Genomic DNA, 14,851 nt, shown 5'->3' on the forward strand with positions numbered 1-14,851 from the left:
CGATCGGGGCGGTGCGATGAGCGGCGGCGCGGAACTGCACCTGCGCGGACGGATCGTCTCCGCGTCGCAGTCGCTCGACGACGGTGTCGTCTCCGTCCGCGGTGACCGGATCGCCGCCGTCTCGTCGTCGGCGGAATGGCGTGCGGCGCACCCGGAATCCACGCCGCCGGAGTATCTCGGCACGATCGTCCCCGGGCTGGTGGACATCCATAATCACGGCGGCTTCGGGCACCGGTTCGATACCACCGACACCGAGGAGGCCAGGGCCGCGGCGGAATTCCACCAGCGGCAGGGCTCCACCAGCGTGGTCGCGGGCATCGTCACCGGCGCACCGGACGACATGGTGGCGCAGACGGCCACGCTGAGCGTTCTGGCGAAGGACGGGAGCATCGCCGGTATTCACGTCGAGGGCCCGTTCCTGTCCGAGATGCGGTGTGGCGCACAGGATCCGCGATACCTGACCGATCCCGATCCGGCGCTGCTCGACCGGCTGCTGACGGCGGCCGACGGTCGGCTGCGCGTCATGACCCTCGCTCCCGAACGTCAGGGTTACGCCGCCGCCGCGAAGACGCTCGCCGACCACGGCGTAGTGGTCGCGCTGGGCCACAGCGACGCCGGGTACGAGGAGTTCCGGGCGGCGCTGGCGCCCAGCGGTTTCGGCACGCTGGTGACGCACCTGGCCAACGGCATGCCGCCGCTGCACCATCGCGCGCCCGGACCGGTCGCGGCCGGTCTGCTGGCCGCCGCGGAACGGCAGGTGATCACGGAGCTGATCGGCGACGGCGTGCATGTCGCCCCCGGCTTCGGCGCGCTCGTCTTCGCCACCGCGCCCGGCCGGGTCGCGCTGATCACCGACGCCATGCAGGCCGCGGGCCTGCCGGACGGCGACTACCGGCTGGGCCCGCAGCCGGTCCGGGTCAGCGGCGGAACGGCGCGGGTGGCGAACGGCTCGATCGCCGGCGGCACCGCCACCCTGCTGCGGTGCCTGCGCTGGGCGGTGCGCGAATGCGGGGTACCCCTGGCGGAGGCGGTGCGCGCGGCCACCGCGGCACCGGCGGCGGCGGTGCGGCTGGACGCCGTCGGCGATCTGCGGCCCGGCCTGCTCGCCGACGCCCTCGTGCTCGATGCGGACCTGGGTTTGCAACGCGTCCTGCGACGTGGACAGTGGTTGACGTGATCCTCACCGTGACCATGAATCCCGCCTACGACATGACCTACCGCGTGGAGCAGTTCGAGCGAGGCCGGGAACATCGGGTGCTGTCGGTCGAGCAGCGCATCGGCGGTAAGGGCATCAACGTGACCCGCGTCCTCAATCAGATCGGAAAATACTCCCGCGCAACGGGTTTCGCCGATCACGTCTTCGCGGCCGCCGCCGAGCTGGAGCTTCCGGTGGATTTCGTGCACGCGCTGGCCTGGGTGCGCCGCACGGTGGTGATCAGCGAGTCCGGCGACGGCACCGCGACCGGGCTGTGGGAACCGGGTGCACGGGTGGGCGATCCGTACGCCGTCGACCAGCTGCTGGTCCGGGTGTCGGGGCTGCTGCCGGACACCGGCGGCATGGTGGTGGCCGGCTCGCTGCCCGGAGGTGTCGACCGGTCGGTGCCGGCCCGGCTGGCCCGCGCCGCCCTGGCGGTCGGGGTCCCGACGATCTGCGATGTGGAGGGCCGGGCGCTGCAAACGGCGGCCGAGGTGCCGGGCGTGGTGCTGATGCCCAATCGCGAGGAACTGGAGCAGCTCACTGGTGTCGCGGCGGGGACGCCGGCGGAGGTGGTGTCGGCGGTGCGGCCGCTGCTGGAGCGCGGCGTGCGCGCGGTGATCGCGACCCGCGGCGCCGAGGGGATGGTCGCGGTCACGGCCGCCGGTGCCTGGTTGGCGCGACTACCCGAGCCGGTCGCCGGAAACCCCACGGGCGCAGGCGATGCCGCGACCGCCGCGGTGATCGCGGCGCTCGCCGCCGGAGGCGAACCGGACTGGCCGGCGCTGCTCGCCGACGCCGTGGCGACCTCCGCCGCGGCCGTGGTCATTCCGGTGGCCGGCGAGATCGATCGGTCGCTGCGCGACCGGCTGGCGCCGGAGGTCGTGATCACCGAGCTGTCCGGCGCCCGGGAGAACGCCTCGTGACCGTCGTGCCCGTGCCGGATCTGATCGCCGCCGCCCGGCCCGGCGGGCTGGCCGCCTTCAACGTGATCACCTTGGAGCACGCGGAGGCGATCGCCGCTGCGGCCGCCGCCGCGAAACGTCCGGTGGTCCTGCAGATCTCCGAGAACACCGTGCGCTACCACGGCGGCCTGCGCCCGCTCGCCCGCGCCTGTCTGGCGCTGGCCGCCGCTGCCCCGGCCGCGCTGACCGTCCACCTCGACCACGCCACCTCGCACGAATTGATCAGGGAGGCGGTCGAACTCGGAATCGGCTCGGTGATGTACGACGGCTCCGTCCTGGACTACGCCGAAAACGTGGACAGCACCGCGGAGATCGCCCGCTGGTGCCGGGAGCGCGGCGTCTTCGTGGAGGCCGAACTCGGCGAGGTCGGCGGCAAGGGCGGCCCGCACGCCCCGGACGTCCGCACCGATCCGGACGAGGCCGTCGCCTTCGCCGCCGCCACGGGCGTGGACGCGCTGGCCGTCGCGGTGGGCTCGTCGCACGCGATGCACGCCCGCTCCGCCCGGCTCGACGACGACCTGATCGCCCGGCTCGCGGCGAAGGTCCCGGTCCCGCTGGTGCTGCACGGTTCCTCCGGCGTGCCGGACGCGGGCCTGCGGTCGGCCGTCCGGCACGGCATGACGAAGATCAATATCGCCACCCGGCTGAATATCCTGATGGCACAGGCGGTCCGGGACGCGCTCGCCGCCGATCCGGAGCTGTCGGACCCGCGGAAGTATCTGGGCCCCGGCCGCGCCGCGGTGCGCGACGAGGCGGAGCGGTTGCTGCGCATCCTCGAGTAAGCGCCGCCCGGCCTCAGGAGAAGACCACACTCGCCACGTAGTCCGGCCGGGCGCGATCGCCGGGCGGCAGCGGTCGCGAGCGGCCGTCGCCGTCCTCGCTCTCGTGCAGCCACGCGGTGGTGTCGGTGTCGTTGACGACCTCGGCATCGATCCACACGTGCACGGTGTAGGCGATCGCGTCGAGGGGATCGGTGATCGCCCGCCGGGTGCCGTCCGCATCGACGTAGAGGAAGGTGCCGATGGCCATAACCGCTCCAGCCTCTCCTCGCCACGCCCGCACCGGTCTCGGGGCCGACCGGTGCGTATCTGGAATTATCCCACGTCAATAGGGCTTTTTGGTGAATTCTGCCGGTGTGGAGCCCCGTCTCGGTGACGGATCGACTGCGCGGTTGCCCGCGCGTTGCCTCGAGCCGGAACGAACCGAGCGGTACAGTCTTGTCGGCCATCCAGCGCGAGATGGGAGGACCGATGTCCGAAACCGGAGGCGCGGAGACGGAGGACGCGGCGGCCGACAGCGCGAAGGTCGACGGCGCAGAGTTCCACAGCGCAGAGTTCGACGGCGCGGAGTCCGACGGCAGGGGTGTCGACGGCAGAGGTGCCGACGGCAGGGAAGTCGACGGCGTGGATGTCGATGCGGCAGTCGCCGAGGCCGTGCGGACCGCCGACGCGGACGCCGCCGAGGCGGACTGGACGATGCCCGGATCGGTCCGGACGGCGCAGGTCGTGGCGCTGGGCATGGCCCTGATCGGTCTGGTCTGCACGGGTGCGGCGGGCTGGCTGTCCGGTGGGCGGGCGGCGCTGATCACCTCGCTGTCGTTCATCCCCACCTGGTTGCTGGGCCTGACGGCGCTGGGTTTCGGTGCGGTGGGCGCCGGCATCCGGGTGGGGGCGATTCTGCTGGCCGGTCTGGCCATGCTGTGGACCGTTCCGTCGATCGCGATCGGCCGTCCGCCGGGGTGGCTCGGGCCGGTCGGTTCGGTGATCGTGATCGTGCTGCTGTTCCGCCGGGCGGCGCGCGACTGGTTCGAACCCGGCGGCGCGTGAGCGGGCCGAACCCCGCCCGTTACGAATCGCTAACCTGAAGCGCCGATTCGCAATATCCGTGCAACCGGTTCCTCCTAGTGTGACGACATGAGTAGCACACCGGCCGCGGGCACCGGCATTCACGTCAGCGGTCTGAGCAAGACGTTCCGGGTGGGGCGGCGCACGGTGCGGGCGCTGGAGTCGGTGGATCTGCATACCGAGCAGGGCGCGTTCCTGTCGCTACTGGGCCCGTCCGGATGCGGGAAGTCGACGGTGCTGCGGATCCTGGCCGGACTGGAGGAGCCCACCGCGGGCACCGCCCGGATCGACGGCGCGAGCCCGGCGGAACTGCGCCGCGGCCACGGATTCGGCATCGCCTTCCAGGATTCGGCGCTGTTGCCCTGGCGCACCGTGGAATCCAACATCAAGCTGCCGCTCCAGGTGGCCGGGCTGCCGGTGGCGCCGGAACAGATCGCCGACCTGGTCGCGCTGGTCGGCCTGGAGGGCTTCGAGAAGGCGAAGCCGGCGCAGCTGTCCGGCGGTATGCGGCAACGGGTTTCGATCGCCCGGGCGCTGGTGGTGCAGCCGACGGTGCTGCTGCTCGACGAGCCGTTCGGCGCCCTCGACGATATGACCCGGCAGCGGCTGAACCTGGAACTGCTGCGCATCTGGACCGAGAAGCCCGCCACCACACTGATGGTCACGCACGGCATCGCCGAGGCGGTGTTCCTCTCCGACATGGTGGCCGTGCTGAGCCCGCGGCCGGGCCGGGTGGTGGAGATGGTGCCGATCGATCTGCCGCGCCCGCGCACCCCCGAGATGATGCGCTCGCCGGAGTTCCACCGGTTGCACGACTATCTGTCGGAGCTGCTGTTCGGCCGTACGGGCCGGGGCGGTATCGAGGCGGAAGCCGAAGTGGCGCTGGGGATCACGGGCGGTGCGGAATGAGCCGAGCGGGCGGCGTGCTCGGTCCGGTGGCGCTCGTCGGGCTGTGGTGGCTGCTCGCCGCGCTGGATGTCGCCGGCGGCACGATTCCCGGTCCGTGGACCGTCCTGCGCACCATGTACACCGACGGGTGGGCACTGTACGGCCCGAACTTCCGGATCACGGCATTCGGTGCGCTGCAAGGGTTCCTGTGGGGTAATGCGCTGGCGATCGCGCTCGCCCTGCTGGTGCTGCTGGTACCGCCGATCGAATCGCTGGCCACCCAGCTGGCGATCCTCAGCTACTGCACGCCGCTGCTCGCGCTCGGGCCGATCATCCTGGTGGTATTCGGCGGCCGCACCCCGACGGTCTTCCTGGCCGCGATGTACTGCTTCTTCACCACCATGGTGGGCACGGTGGCGGGCCTGCGTTCGGCCGACCGCACCAGCCTCGATCTGATCCGGGCCTACGGCGGCGGGCGCTGGCAGCAGCTGCGCCGCGTCCAGGTGGTCGCCGCGCTGCCGAATATGCTGGCCGCGTTGAAGATCGCCGCGCCCTCGGCCGTGCTGGGCGCCATCATCGGCGAATATCTGGGCGGCGTCGACAGCGGTATCGGCGTCGCCCTCACCGCCGCGCAGACCTCCTACAACGTGCCCCGGACCTGGGGCATGGCCCTGGCGGCGGCCGCGCTGGCCGGGCTCGGGTACGCGGTGGTGGCGCTGGTGGCGCGGGTTGTCAGGCCCTGGACGGGAGTTTCCTCGGAGGCACGATGATGGACAATCGCGAAGTACCGTCATCGGGCCGACCGGGTGCGGGTGTCCCGCAAGATACGGAGGTGGTCTCGTGATCGCAGTGCGCCGGATCGGGAAATTCCTTTTCCCCCTGCTCATTTCGCTGATTCTGATGCTGGTGATCTGGTACGCCTTTCTGGAGGCGTTCCCCCAGGTCGGTCCTCGTGTCGGCAAGACGCCGGGGGACGTCTGGGAGTATCTGGTCACCGGCAGCTCCGCGGACACCGCGCGGCAGGCGATTCTCGCCGATCTGGGGATCACCCTGCGGGACGCGGCCATCGGGTTCGGGGCCGGAATGATCGGCGCGCTGGTGGCGGCGGCGCTGTTCGTCACGCTGCCCGCCGTGGAGCGGTCGTTCATGCCGGTGGCCCTGCTGCTGCGGTCGGTGCCGCTGGTGGCGCTGACCCCGATCGTGGTGCTGGTGTTCGGCCGCGGACAGGCCGGGGTCGCGGTGCTGGCGGCGATCGTGGTGTTCTTCCCGGCGCTGGTGATGATCATGACCGGGCTCCGGTCGGCCTCTCGCCAGGCCATGGAACTCGTTGCCGCCTATGGCGGTTCGCGCTGGACCCGGCTGCGTCTGGTGGCGGTGCCGGCCGCGCTGCCGTCGGTGTTCGCCGCCGCGCGGATCTCGGTGCCCGGCGCGCTGATCGGCGCGCTGCTGGGCGAATGGCTGGGCAGCGGAACGGGTCTGGGCGCCGGCCTGATCCGCGCGATCCCGACCTTCCAGTACAGCAAGCTGTGGGCGTCCATCGTGCTGGTGACGCTGGTTTCGGTGCTGTTGTACGCGATCGTCGGCGTGCTCGAGAATGTGGTGCTGGCCCGGTTCGGGCCGGAGGCCGGGAGGGGCTGAACGCGGATCGTGTCGGCAATTAACACAGCGCACACACGAGAATGACCGAAAGCAAAGTGGCGGAAATCGAGACGCCTTAGATTTCCGGCATGACTCGTGTGACAGGCCCCTCGCCGGCCCGGAAGATTCCCTCCCTGGACCGCCGGTCCTTCCTGCGCACCTCGGCGCTCGCCGGATTCGCGGTCGGCGGCGCGGGTTTTCTCGCGGCCTGCGGCGGCGACTCCGGCGCGAGCAACAGCAACGGCACCACTCAGGACGGATCCCGCTACGGCAAGGTCGCCATCCAGCTGTCCTGGCTGAAGAACATCGAATTCGCGGGCGAGTATTTCGCCGACAGCCGCGGCTATTTCCGGGACGCCGGATTCGGCGGGGTGGACCTGGTCGCGGGCGGGGCCGCCAGCACGTCGGTGGAGGCCGGGCTCGATACGGGCAAGATCTGGCTGGGCATGTCGGCGCCGCAGACCACCGCGCCCGCCGTGCTCGAGGGCCTGCCCGCCAAGATCGTGGGCGCGACGTATCAGAAGAATCCGTTCTGCATCGTGAGTTCGGCGGGGAAGCCACTGAAGACCCCGGGAGATATGAAGGGCCGCAAGATCGGTGTGCAGGACACCAACCAGCTGATCTTCGCCGCATTGCTGGCCGCCAACGGCATGGCGCCGGGCGACGTGCAGATCGTGCCCGCGCAGTACGACCCCACCCCGCTGGCCAGTGGTGAGGTCGACGGGTGGGTGAGCTACGTGACCAACGAGCCGATCACGCTGGCGGCCAAGGGATTCCCGACCGCGCACTTCCTGTTCGCCGACTTCGGCCTGCCGCTCACCGCGGAGACGCTGACGGTGCGGCAGCAGACCATCGACTCCGAGCGCGACAAGCTGAAGGCGTTCCTGGCCGCCGAGATCAAGGGCTGGAAGGACGCCGTCGCCGATCCGGCCGAGAGCGCCCGGCTGGCGGTCGAGGTGTACGGCAAGGACCAGCGCCTGGAACTCGGTGAACAGACGAAGGAGGCGACGGCCCAGAACGACCTGGTGGTCTCGGCCGACACCGAGGCCGGCGGCCTGTTCACGATGACCGACGAGCTGATCGCCCGCAATATCGAGGCGCTCGGCAAGGCGAAGATCGCCATCGAGGCCGATCAGCTCTTCGACCTGTCCGTCCTGCGCGAGCTGTACGCCGAACAGCCCGGTCTGAAGTAGCCGGGGATCAGGACGCCGGCACCGCGGTGCGCAGGTCCGGCTGCCGCCGCGCCGAGCGGGTGGCGACCAGCTCGGCGATCACCGCGACGGCGGTCTCCATCGGGGTGTGGGCGCCGATGTCGAAGCCGGCGGGTGAGTGCAGGCGCGACAGCGTCCCGGCGTCGAAACCACCGGCCTGCAGCGCCTCCATCCGGTGGTAGTGCGCGGCGCGCGAGCCGAGCGCGCCGAGGTACGCCAGCTCGGGCAGCCGCAGCGCCACCGTCAGCAGCGGAATCTCGAACTTGGGATCCTGCGAGGCCGCGACGATCGCCGTGCCGGCGTCGATGTGGCCCGCGGCGGCCTCGGCGTTGAGATAGCGGTGCGGCCAGTCGGCCACCACCTCCGCACCGGGGAACGACTGCGGCGAGGCGAAGGTCTCCCGGGCATCGCACACCGTCACCCGGTAGCCGAGCAGCCGCCCCTGGACGGCCAGCGCCGCGGCGAAGGGGTTGGCCCCGAACACGATCAGCCGCGGCGGCGGGGCGTACGAGGAGACGAACACGTCCGACTCCGGCAGCGAGACCAGTTCGATGTTGTGCCGCCGTTCGGTCACCAGATGCTGCCCGATCACCTCGGGATCCCTGTGCCACACCACCGTGAAGACGGTAACAGGGTGATGGTCGGCCATTGCCTTGGCCACCGCGGAGAACTCGGGAAAGCTGGTGCGGGAGAACGGCTCCACGAATACGTCGATGGTGCCGCGGTCGGCGCCCACCGCCGTTGCGGAGTTCGCGTCGAATCGGTGTAATTCGCGGTGGCCGGTGCGGGCGGCATGGGCGGCCGCCTCGTAGACCGCGGATTCGTAGCACCCGTCGGAGACCGATCCGCGCACGCCGCCGTCGGGATCCAGCAACATCATCGATCCGACCGGAAGCGGTGACGGGCCGAAGGTGCGGACCAAGGTTGCCAGGGCGCCCGTCCGGCCGCTGTGCCACACCCTTGATAGGTCATCGACGATGTCGCGCATCACAAACTCCCGGTCACGGTGCGAGGGTGGGCGGGTAGTCGTGATCGCGGCCCGTCGCCAGATCGTCGCACGTGACGGCCACGATATCCGGTCTGGCGTCCAGAAATGTGCGAGCTCCGAAATTTCCTCGCGCCGACTCCAGTACGGCCGCCCAGTGTCTGTGAGCTATCACAACGGGGTGCCCCGGCCTGTTGTGGAATACGGCGCGAGCCAGACCGCTCGGTGCGGTACCCGCCGCCGCGAGCACCCGGGTGACGACGTCGGCGCCCACGTCGGGGGTGTCGACCGGCATCACGACCGCGAACCCGGCCGCCGCCCGCGCGGCCGCGCCCAGCCCGGCGCGCAGCGATGCCGCCAATCCCACGGCCCAGTCGGCCGCCCAGACCGGTTGCGCCCCTTGCGGTATCGCGATCTCCGGCGATTCGCACAGCAGCCACCGGCCGTCCGCCGCGCGCGTGGCCGGACCGGTCGCGCCGAGCACCACGAACACTCGATCGCAGCCGCCGTCGCGCAGCGCCCCGACCGCACCGCGGAGCCAGGCACCGCCCTCGGCGAGCGCCTTCGGCCGCCCGTACCGGGTACCGGCGCCGGCGGCGAGCACGATTCCGGCCCAGGGTCCGTCGTCCATGCCGTGTCCTTTCGGCCTGCGGTCCGGTGCGCCGCGCCCGAAGACCGCCCACGTCGAGCCTAACCGTCTGCGCTGGTCTTCGCCGTCCGAGAGAGGCCCGGTGGCGGCCACGGCCGACGGCTCGAGCGCGGCCGGGCTCGCGGTGCCCGGCCGGCGCTCGCCGGACGCCGGGACCCGGCCGGGCCGGGGTGAGTGCGGCCGGACCGGAGACGGCTCGGCCGTCGCTCACGTCGACGGCGGCTCGACCCCGATGCGTTCGTAGAGTTCGGTGGCCGCCGACAGATAGCCCTGCTCCTCGTCGGCCCGGCCGTGCTGTCCGGCCAGCAGGCCCAGACCGCGCAGGGCGTCCGCGCGGCCGCGCCGGTCGCCGATCTGCTGGGCGCATTCGATCGAGTCCCGGTAGTAGTCGACGGCCTGCTGGTAGCGCGCCGGATCGCCGGCCGCCCGCAGGCGCTCGACATGCGCGAGCCCGCGCAGCGCATCGACCTTCCCGATCGGATCCCGGATCTCCCTGGCCAGCTGGAGCGCGTACTCGAAGTTGTTGCGCGCCAGGTCTATCCTGCCCGCCAGCAGGGCCAGGTTGCCCAGCTCCCACAGCGCCCAGTTCTCGCCGTATTGATCCTGGATGCGGCGGGCCATGTCCAGGGCACCGGCCAGATGGCGCTGCGCCGTCTCGCGGTTGCCTGCCAGGCGCTCGATATGGCCCAGCCCCCGCAGCGCGTCGCCCTCCAACTTCACGTGATTGATGCCGCGGGCGATGTGCAGGGCGTACACGTAGTGCTGCCGCGCGATGTCGCAGTCGCCGCGCAGCCGCGCGGCCTCGGCGTATCCCCAGTGCGCCGTGCCCACCCGCTCGGGGTCGGCGAGTTCGGTGGCGATCGACAGCGCCTCCTGCGACCAGCGCTCGGCGGCCTTGTAGTCACACGCCATCCGCCCGGCCCGGCCGAGTCCGTCGAGCGCGTCGCATTGCGTTGGCCGGTAACCGATTTCGCAGGCGATGCGCAGCGCCTCGTTGAAGTAGTGCCGGGCATCGGCGTGCTCGCCGGTGATCCAGGCGGAATGGCCGCGCTCGCATTCCACCTCGGCCACGCAGCGCAGATCGCCGAGGTCGTCGGCGATGTCGTGGACAGCCAGGAACGCCTCGCCGGCCTGCACGTGCGCCCCGCGCATCCGGGCCATCCGGCCCTGCCCCAGCATCGCCCATGCCTGTCCCGGCCGGTCGCCGATCGTCCGGGCGATCGCCAGTGCCCGCCCGTACAGCCGCTCGGCGACCTCCCAGAAGCCCAGCCCGCACAGATGCGCCGCCATCAACCGCGACAGTTCGGCGGCTTCCACTGTGGGACGAGTGATTTCGAGGCATCCGAGCAGCAGTTCCTGTTCCGCGGTCAGCCACGCGCGGGCCCGGGCCGCCTCCTCCGGCGGATTCGGCGTCGGGCGCACCCCGACCGTGTGGAAGGGCCGGATCGCGTTGACGGTGCGCGCGATGGTGAGGCTGTGGCCGATCAGGCGATCGACGAGTGCCGCGCGCTCGGTGACCGAGCCCTCCCGCTCGGCCTGTAGCTGAGCGCCCAGCCGCAGCATGTCGTGCATGCGGTAGCGCGGGCCGCCGGGGCCGGGTCCGGCCTCCTCGCCGGGATCGGGCAGCGGGTCGAGGAATCCGGCCTCACAAAGCTTGAGTATCAACAGCTTTGCCGAGGCCTCGGACATGTCGGCCAGCCACGCATAGGTCTGCGCGGTGATCTCGGTGCCCGGGAACCAGCCGAGCAGCCGGACCGCGTGCTGGAGCGTGGGTTCCCGCAACCGCTTGTACGACAGCTCGAACGCGGCCCGGACCGACTCGTCCTCGGCCGCGAAGCGCTCCAGAATGTGTTCCGCGGCGGACTCGGCCCGCTCCGAACCCACCGGGGTGCCGCGGATCTCGGCGGCCATGCTGGCGAAATCGGCGGCGCTGTCGGCCAGCATATTGGTGCCGTGATGGGCAATCTGCCCGGCAATCAGCTTGAGCGCCAACGGAAGTCCACCGGAGGTCTCGGAGATCTGGCGGACCGCGGCGCGATCGTAGCCCGCGCTCAGATTGGCCAGCTTGACCAGTAGCTGCTCCGCCTCGTCGAGCGACATGCCGTCCAGGTGATAGGGCTGCACCGGACCGCGGTCGTACAGTCCGGTGAGCCGTTTGCGGCTGGTGATCAGCACGAAGCAGCCCGGCGCCTGCGGCAGCAGATCCTTGACCCGGGCGCTGTCGGCGGCGTTGTCGAAGACGAGGAACATCCGCCGCGCGGCCATGGCCTTGCGCCACTGCTGGGCCCGGCGGCCCGAATCCGCCGCGATCGCGGTCGGTGGCACGTCGATCTGCAACAACAGCCATTCCAGCAGGTCGGCGGGCTCGGCGGGGTCGCGGCCGGGGGTGTACCCGATCAGATCGAGCCAGATCGTGCCGTCCGGGTAGAGGTTGTAGAACGCGCTCACCGCGTACCGGGCGAGCGTCGTCTTCCCCACGCCGGGCGGGCCGTCGATCACGTGCACCGCCGCGCCGGTGCCCTCGATATGCGCCGAAACACGGTTGTGCAGTTCGGATTTCGCTTCGTCGCGGCCGGTGAAGGCGGGCGCCTCGGGCGGCAGGTCGCCGACCAGCACGGCGCCCGGGTCGGCGCCGCGCGACAGCAGGGCCGCGCAGTACTCGCCGCGTTCGGCCGCGGTCATATGGTCCAGATCGGCGAGATCGACCAGCCGATCCCAGGTGGTGCCGTAGAGGGTGGCCAGCTTCTTGAGCACCTCGGCGGTCGGCCGCACGCCCTTCGGCCGCTGACCGTTCGCCTCGCCCGGCCAGGTCTCGTACTCGGAGATGCGGCTCGGCTTCATCGTGTCGCTGCCGGACAGGTCGTTGAACCGGTCGCAGACGTTCTCCTGGGAGTAATTGTTGGCGTAGCGCCACGCGGCCCGGGCGCGGTATCCGTGTTGCCGCAATTCCGCGACGAACGGCTCACGCATTTCCCGATCGCCGAGGCCGAGCTCCCGGAATCGGTCGTAGATGGCCTCGACCTCCCGCGGCCGGCGGGGTTTACGCGGACGGTCGGAACGAGCACGGGGCACCTGGTACCTCCCCCCGGAGGTGCCCGGCGGTGCGGACGGAACCGGATCCGTGCGCGCGGAGGCGGATTCGGCGCCTCGAACCGGGCAGCTGACGTGTGATGTGTCCTTCGTATCAGCGCACGTTATCCGAGGTCAAGTGATTGTGCCGATGTGAAGTAAATGCCCGCTCCGGTGTGATCGACGGTGCGCTCCCGCGTCGTCAGCATTGACGTCATCGGCTCGAGCAGTGTCGGCCGACGGGAGAAAGGAACGCGCACATGGGAATTGTCGCCACGGACTGGTTGATCACTAGCGATGTGGCCCTCGAGGTCGCATTTCGCATCGATCTTCCGGGACCGGACCGGGGCCGGTGGGTGCTGTCGTATCTTCCGGCGGACCATCGGATCACCCGGTCGCAGGCCTTGGCCGGCGTCCTGCTGGCCGAATTGATGGTGCTCGAGCCACTGGGCACGGGGGACGACTGGGACGTCGACATGGCCTCGGCGTACGCGGCGGATCTGGGCCTGAGCCTCACCGAGGCGCTGACCCTGCTGGCGCTGCGGGCGTTCGCGGCCCCCGAGTACGGCCCGGACGGCGCCGGGTCGGGCGGCGGCGATTCGCCGGAGCCGCGCGCGCAGTCGCCCTGCGCGACGGGCGACCGGCGATGATCTACCTCGGCCTCCTCGCCCTCTTCCTGCCGCCCGGGTCGTTCGTCCGGGCGATCGGGATCTTCCTCGCCGTCGTGGCCTTCGCGGTCGGGGTGATGATCGTCGTGACCGTCGCCGAGGACGATTCGGCGCCTACGGAGACGACCGACCACTACCCGGCGCCGGCCGACGTCCCCGGGCGTCGCGCGTGCGAACCGTTCTGCGGCGCCGTGCCGAGCATCGGGGCCCGCCCCTGAACCGGGCGGGCCCCGCGGCCCGGGCTCATCCGAACAGGTTGCGCACGAACGGGATCGAATCCGGCAGCGATGTGTTCACCGTGTCGTCGTGGTCGGTCGGGTAGGTCTTCAGCGTCACCGGCTGCCGGTTGGCCGCCAGCACCCCCGCGAACCGCAGCGTCTGCGGCGTGAGCACATCGGTGTCGCGCAGCCCCTGCCCGAGGAACAGCGGCCGGTCGTAGCCGGTTTCGGGCAGGCCGATGGTGTCGGCGAGCAGCCCGTGCAGGTTCGGGATCTGCGCCAGCGGGCGGGCGAACAGGTCGCCGATCACCACGTGCTGGGCCGCCAGCTCGTCGCTGAGCGGCCCCAGGCATTCGGTGCGGGCCCGTTCCAGCCACATCCGGCCGGAGTCGTCGAGGAACGACTCGATGTTCAGCTCTGGATGCGAGGTACGCAGTCCGTTGAGCAGATACAGGAGGTACGCGTTGCCGTGCGCGCCGATGGCCACCGGCGGCACACCCGGCCCCAGCGCGGGGATGACGTCCTCGATGTAGGCCGGGACACCGGTACCCACCGCACCGCGGTAGTCGAGTTCCGGCCCGCCGAATTCGGTGGCGTAGCGCGCGGTGGCGACCGCGGCGCCGCCGCCCTGGGACTGGCCGACCACGACCCACTTGTTCGATATCGACGAGTACTGCCGCGACGCCGCCCGCACCGCGTCGACCACGTTGTGCGCCTCGACCCGGCCGTTCAGGTACGGGTGCTCACCGGGCGTGCCCAGACCGGCGTAGTCGGCGGCGACGACGGCGTAGCCCTGGCGCAGCCAGGTCCCCAGGTAGGCCCAGTCGCGATCGACGGCGCTGGGCCCGTTCACGCTGTAGGCGCACGAGTCGCCGAGACCGATGGTGCCGTGCGCCCAGGCCACGACCGGCCATCCGCCGGGCGGCGGCGATCCGGGCGGGAAGTACACGGCGGCACCGGCGACGGCCGGTTCGTCGCCGACCGTGCTGCTCTCGTACAGCAGGCGTTCGGAATGCACCGAGCCCGGCAGCGTGGCCCGCGCCGGCAGCGGCTGCACCGACTCGACGGCGCCGGCATCCGCCGCGGCACCGGTGGCCAGGCTCGACATCCCCGCCGCGGCCAGCAGCGCGGTGAGCGCGGCAACGCACAGTTTTCGCATCGTGTTCCCTTCCGAGGACCGGGCCCCGCCGACGGTGTGGGAAACAGTCTCGCAGTTGGACGTGCGCCCAGCCGTCTCGGCACGGAAAGTGGCCGGGCCCACACCGGCGGCATCCGACCCACCTTGTGAACGTCCTCACAGCCGGGAAAGCCGGGCGGCGAGATCGGGCGGTGGGGGAGATCACCGAAAACAGTACGCCCGTTACGTAAAACCGCATGTCAGACCTACTCGGGAGTAGAGTTGAGGCATGCAATTGCTGGGCAAATTTCGCAGGATTAGCAAATGGTCCGCGACGCCTAGCACGGATTCACAATAACAACAGGTAGACGGCACTTTTTCGGTGTGCCATCGTGTGGATGTAC

Annotated in this window: 15 protein-coding genes; 10 read left to right on the forward strand and 5 right to left on the reverse strand. The window is 70.9% G+C overall.

Features of this window, described 5'->3' with window-relative positions; translation table 11 throughout:
* Positions 1-16: 16 nt before the first annotated feature.
* From D892_RS0114320 to D892_RS0114330, 3 genes are read left to right on the forward strand one after another with little or no spacing between them, the layout of a single operon-like run.
* Positions 17-1,177, forward strand: a complete 1,161-nt coding sequence (locus D892_RS0114320; protein ID WP_036567046.1) for an N-acetylglucosamine-6-phosphate deacetylase — start codon at positions 17-19, stop codon at positions 1,175-1,177.
* Positions 1,174-2,121: a hexose kinase gene (locus tag D892_RS0114325; protein ID WP_232236090.1), complete on the forward strand. Its 948-nt coding sequence runs from the start codon at positions 1,174-1,176 to the stop codon at positions 2,119-2,121. Before D892_RS0114320 ends, D892_RS0114325 begins: the two co-directional genes overlap by 4 nt.
* Positions 2,118-2,942 carry a class II fructose-bisphosphate aldolase gene (locus tag D892_RS0114330; protein WP_024801892.1) on the forward strand — a complete coding sequence of 275 codons (825 nt, stop codon included), beginning with the start codon at positions 2,118-2,120 and terminating at the stop codon, positions 2,940-2,942. Before D892_RS0114325 ends, D892_RS0114330 begins: the two co-directional genes overlap by 4 nt.
* Positions 2,943-2,955: 13 nt before the next feature.
* On the opposite strand, the gene D892_RS0114335 is transcribed toward D892_RS0114330, so the two are convergent.
* Positions 2,956-3,189 carry a hypothetical protein gene (locus tag D892_RS0114335; protein ID WP_024801893.1) on the reverse strand — a complete coding sequence of 78 codons (234 nt, stop codon included), beginning with the start codon at positions 3,187-3,189 and terminating at the stop codon, positions 2,956-2,958.
* A 221-nt stretch (positions 3,190-3,410) separates the two neighbouring features.
* Between D892_RS0114335 and D892_RS0114340 the strand changes: the two genes are divergently transcribed.
* The 5 genes from D892_RS0114340 to D892_RS0114360 all read left to right on the forward strand — a co-directional run bounded on the left by D892_RS0114340 (position 3,411) and on the right by D892_RS0114360 (position 7,723).
* The gene (locus D892_RS0114340; RefSeq protein ID WP_156959509.1) at positions 3,411-3,986 is read left to right on the forward strand and encodes a hypothetical protein; all 576 of its coding nucleotides are present in this window, start codon (positions 3,411-3,413) and stop codon (positions 3,984-3,986) included.
* 87 nt (positions 3,987-4,073) lie between these two features.
* The gene (locus D892_RS0114345; protein ID WP_024801895.1) at positions 4,074-4,913 is read left to right on the forward strand and encodes an ABC transporter ATP-binding protein; all 840 of its coding nucleotides are present in this window, start codon (positions 4,074-4,076) and stop codon (positions 4,911-4,913) included.
* Positions 4,910-5,662, forward strand: coding sequence for an ABC transporter permease (locus D892_RS0114350; protein WP_024801896.1), 753 nt, complete (start codon positions 4,910-4,912; stop codon positions 5,660-5,662). Before D892_RS0114345 ends, D892_RS0114350 begins: the two co-directional genes overlap by 4 nt.
* 70 nt (positions 5,663-5,732) lie before the next feature.
* On the forward strand, positions 5,733-6,530 hold the full coding sequence (locus D892_RS0114355) for an ABC transporter permease (protein ID WP_024801897.1): 798 nt from the start codon (positions 5,733-5,735) through the stop codon (positions 6,528-6,530).
* An 89-nt stretch (positions 6,531-6,619) separates the two neighbouring features.
* Complete coding sequence (locus tag D892_RS0114360) at positions 6,620-7,723, forward strand: ABC transporter substrate-binding protein (protein WP_024801898.1); 1,104 nt, start codon at positions 6,620-6,622, stop codon at positions 7,721-7,723.
* Positions 7,724-7,730: 7 nt separating this feature from the next.
* Here D892_RS0114360 and D892_RS0114365 read toward each other — a convergent pair whose 3' ends face one another.
* The 3 genes from D892_RS0114365 to D892_RS0114380 all read right to left on the reverse strand — a co-directional run bounded on the left by D892_RS0114365 (position 7,731) and on the right by D892_RS0114380 (position 12,447).
* Positions 7,731-8,729, reverse strand: coding sequence for an XdhC family protein (locus D892_RS0114365; RefSeq protein ID WP_024801899.1), 999 nt, complete (start codon positions 8,727-8,729; stop codon positions 7,731-7,733).
* Between the two features lie 13 nt (positions 8,730-8,742).
* Positions 8,743-9,357, reverse strand: a complete 615-nt coding sequence (locus tag D892_RS0114370) for an NTP transferase domain-containing protein (protein ID WP_024801900.1) — start codon at positions 9,355-9,357, stop codon at positions 8,743-8,745.
* Positions 9,358-9,582: 225 nt separating this feature from the next.
* Positions 9,583-12,447, reverse strand: a complete 2,865-nt coding sequence (locus D892_RS0114380; protein WP_156959510.1) for a tetratricopeptide repeat protein — start codon at positions 12,445-12,447, stop codon at positions 9,583-9,585.
* 257 nt (positions 12,448-12,704) lie between these two features.
* Here D892_RS0114380 and D892_RS0114385 point away from each other — a divergent pair, with 257 nt between their 5' ends.
* Entirely contained in the window at positions 12,705-13,094 is a 390-nt protein-coding gene (locus D892_RS0114385; protein ID WP_024801902.1) for a hypothetical protein, read from the forward strand.
* Positions 13,091-13,330 (forward strand): hypothetical protein, encoded by a 240-nt coding sequence (locus D892_RS0114390; protein ID WP_024801903.1) that lies wholly within the window; start codon positions 13,091-13,093, stop codon positions 13,328-13,330. Before D892_RS0114385 ends, D892_RS0114390 begins: the two co-directional genes overlap by 4 nt.
* Positions 13,331-13,355: 25 nt before the next feature.
* Here D892_RS0114390 and D892_RS0114395 read toward each other — a convergent pair whose 3' ends face one another.
* A complete protein-coding gene (locus D892_RS0114395) occupies positions 13,356-14,489 on the reverse strand; it encodes a lipase family protein (protein ID WP_024801904.1) in 1,134 nt (377 codons plus the stop codon).
* Positions 14,490-14,851: the final 362 nt, after the last annotated feature.

The sequence above is a fragment of the Nocardia sp. BMG51109 genome (assembly GCF_000526215.1).
Lineage (GTDB): Bacteria > Actinomycetota > Actinomycetes > Mycobacteriales > Mycobacteriaceae > Nocardia.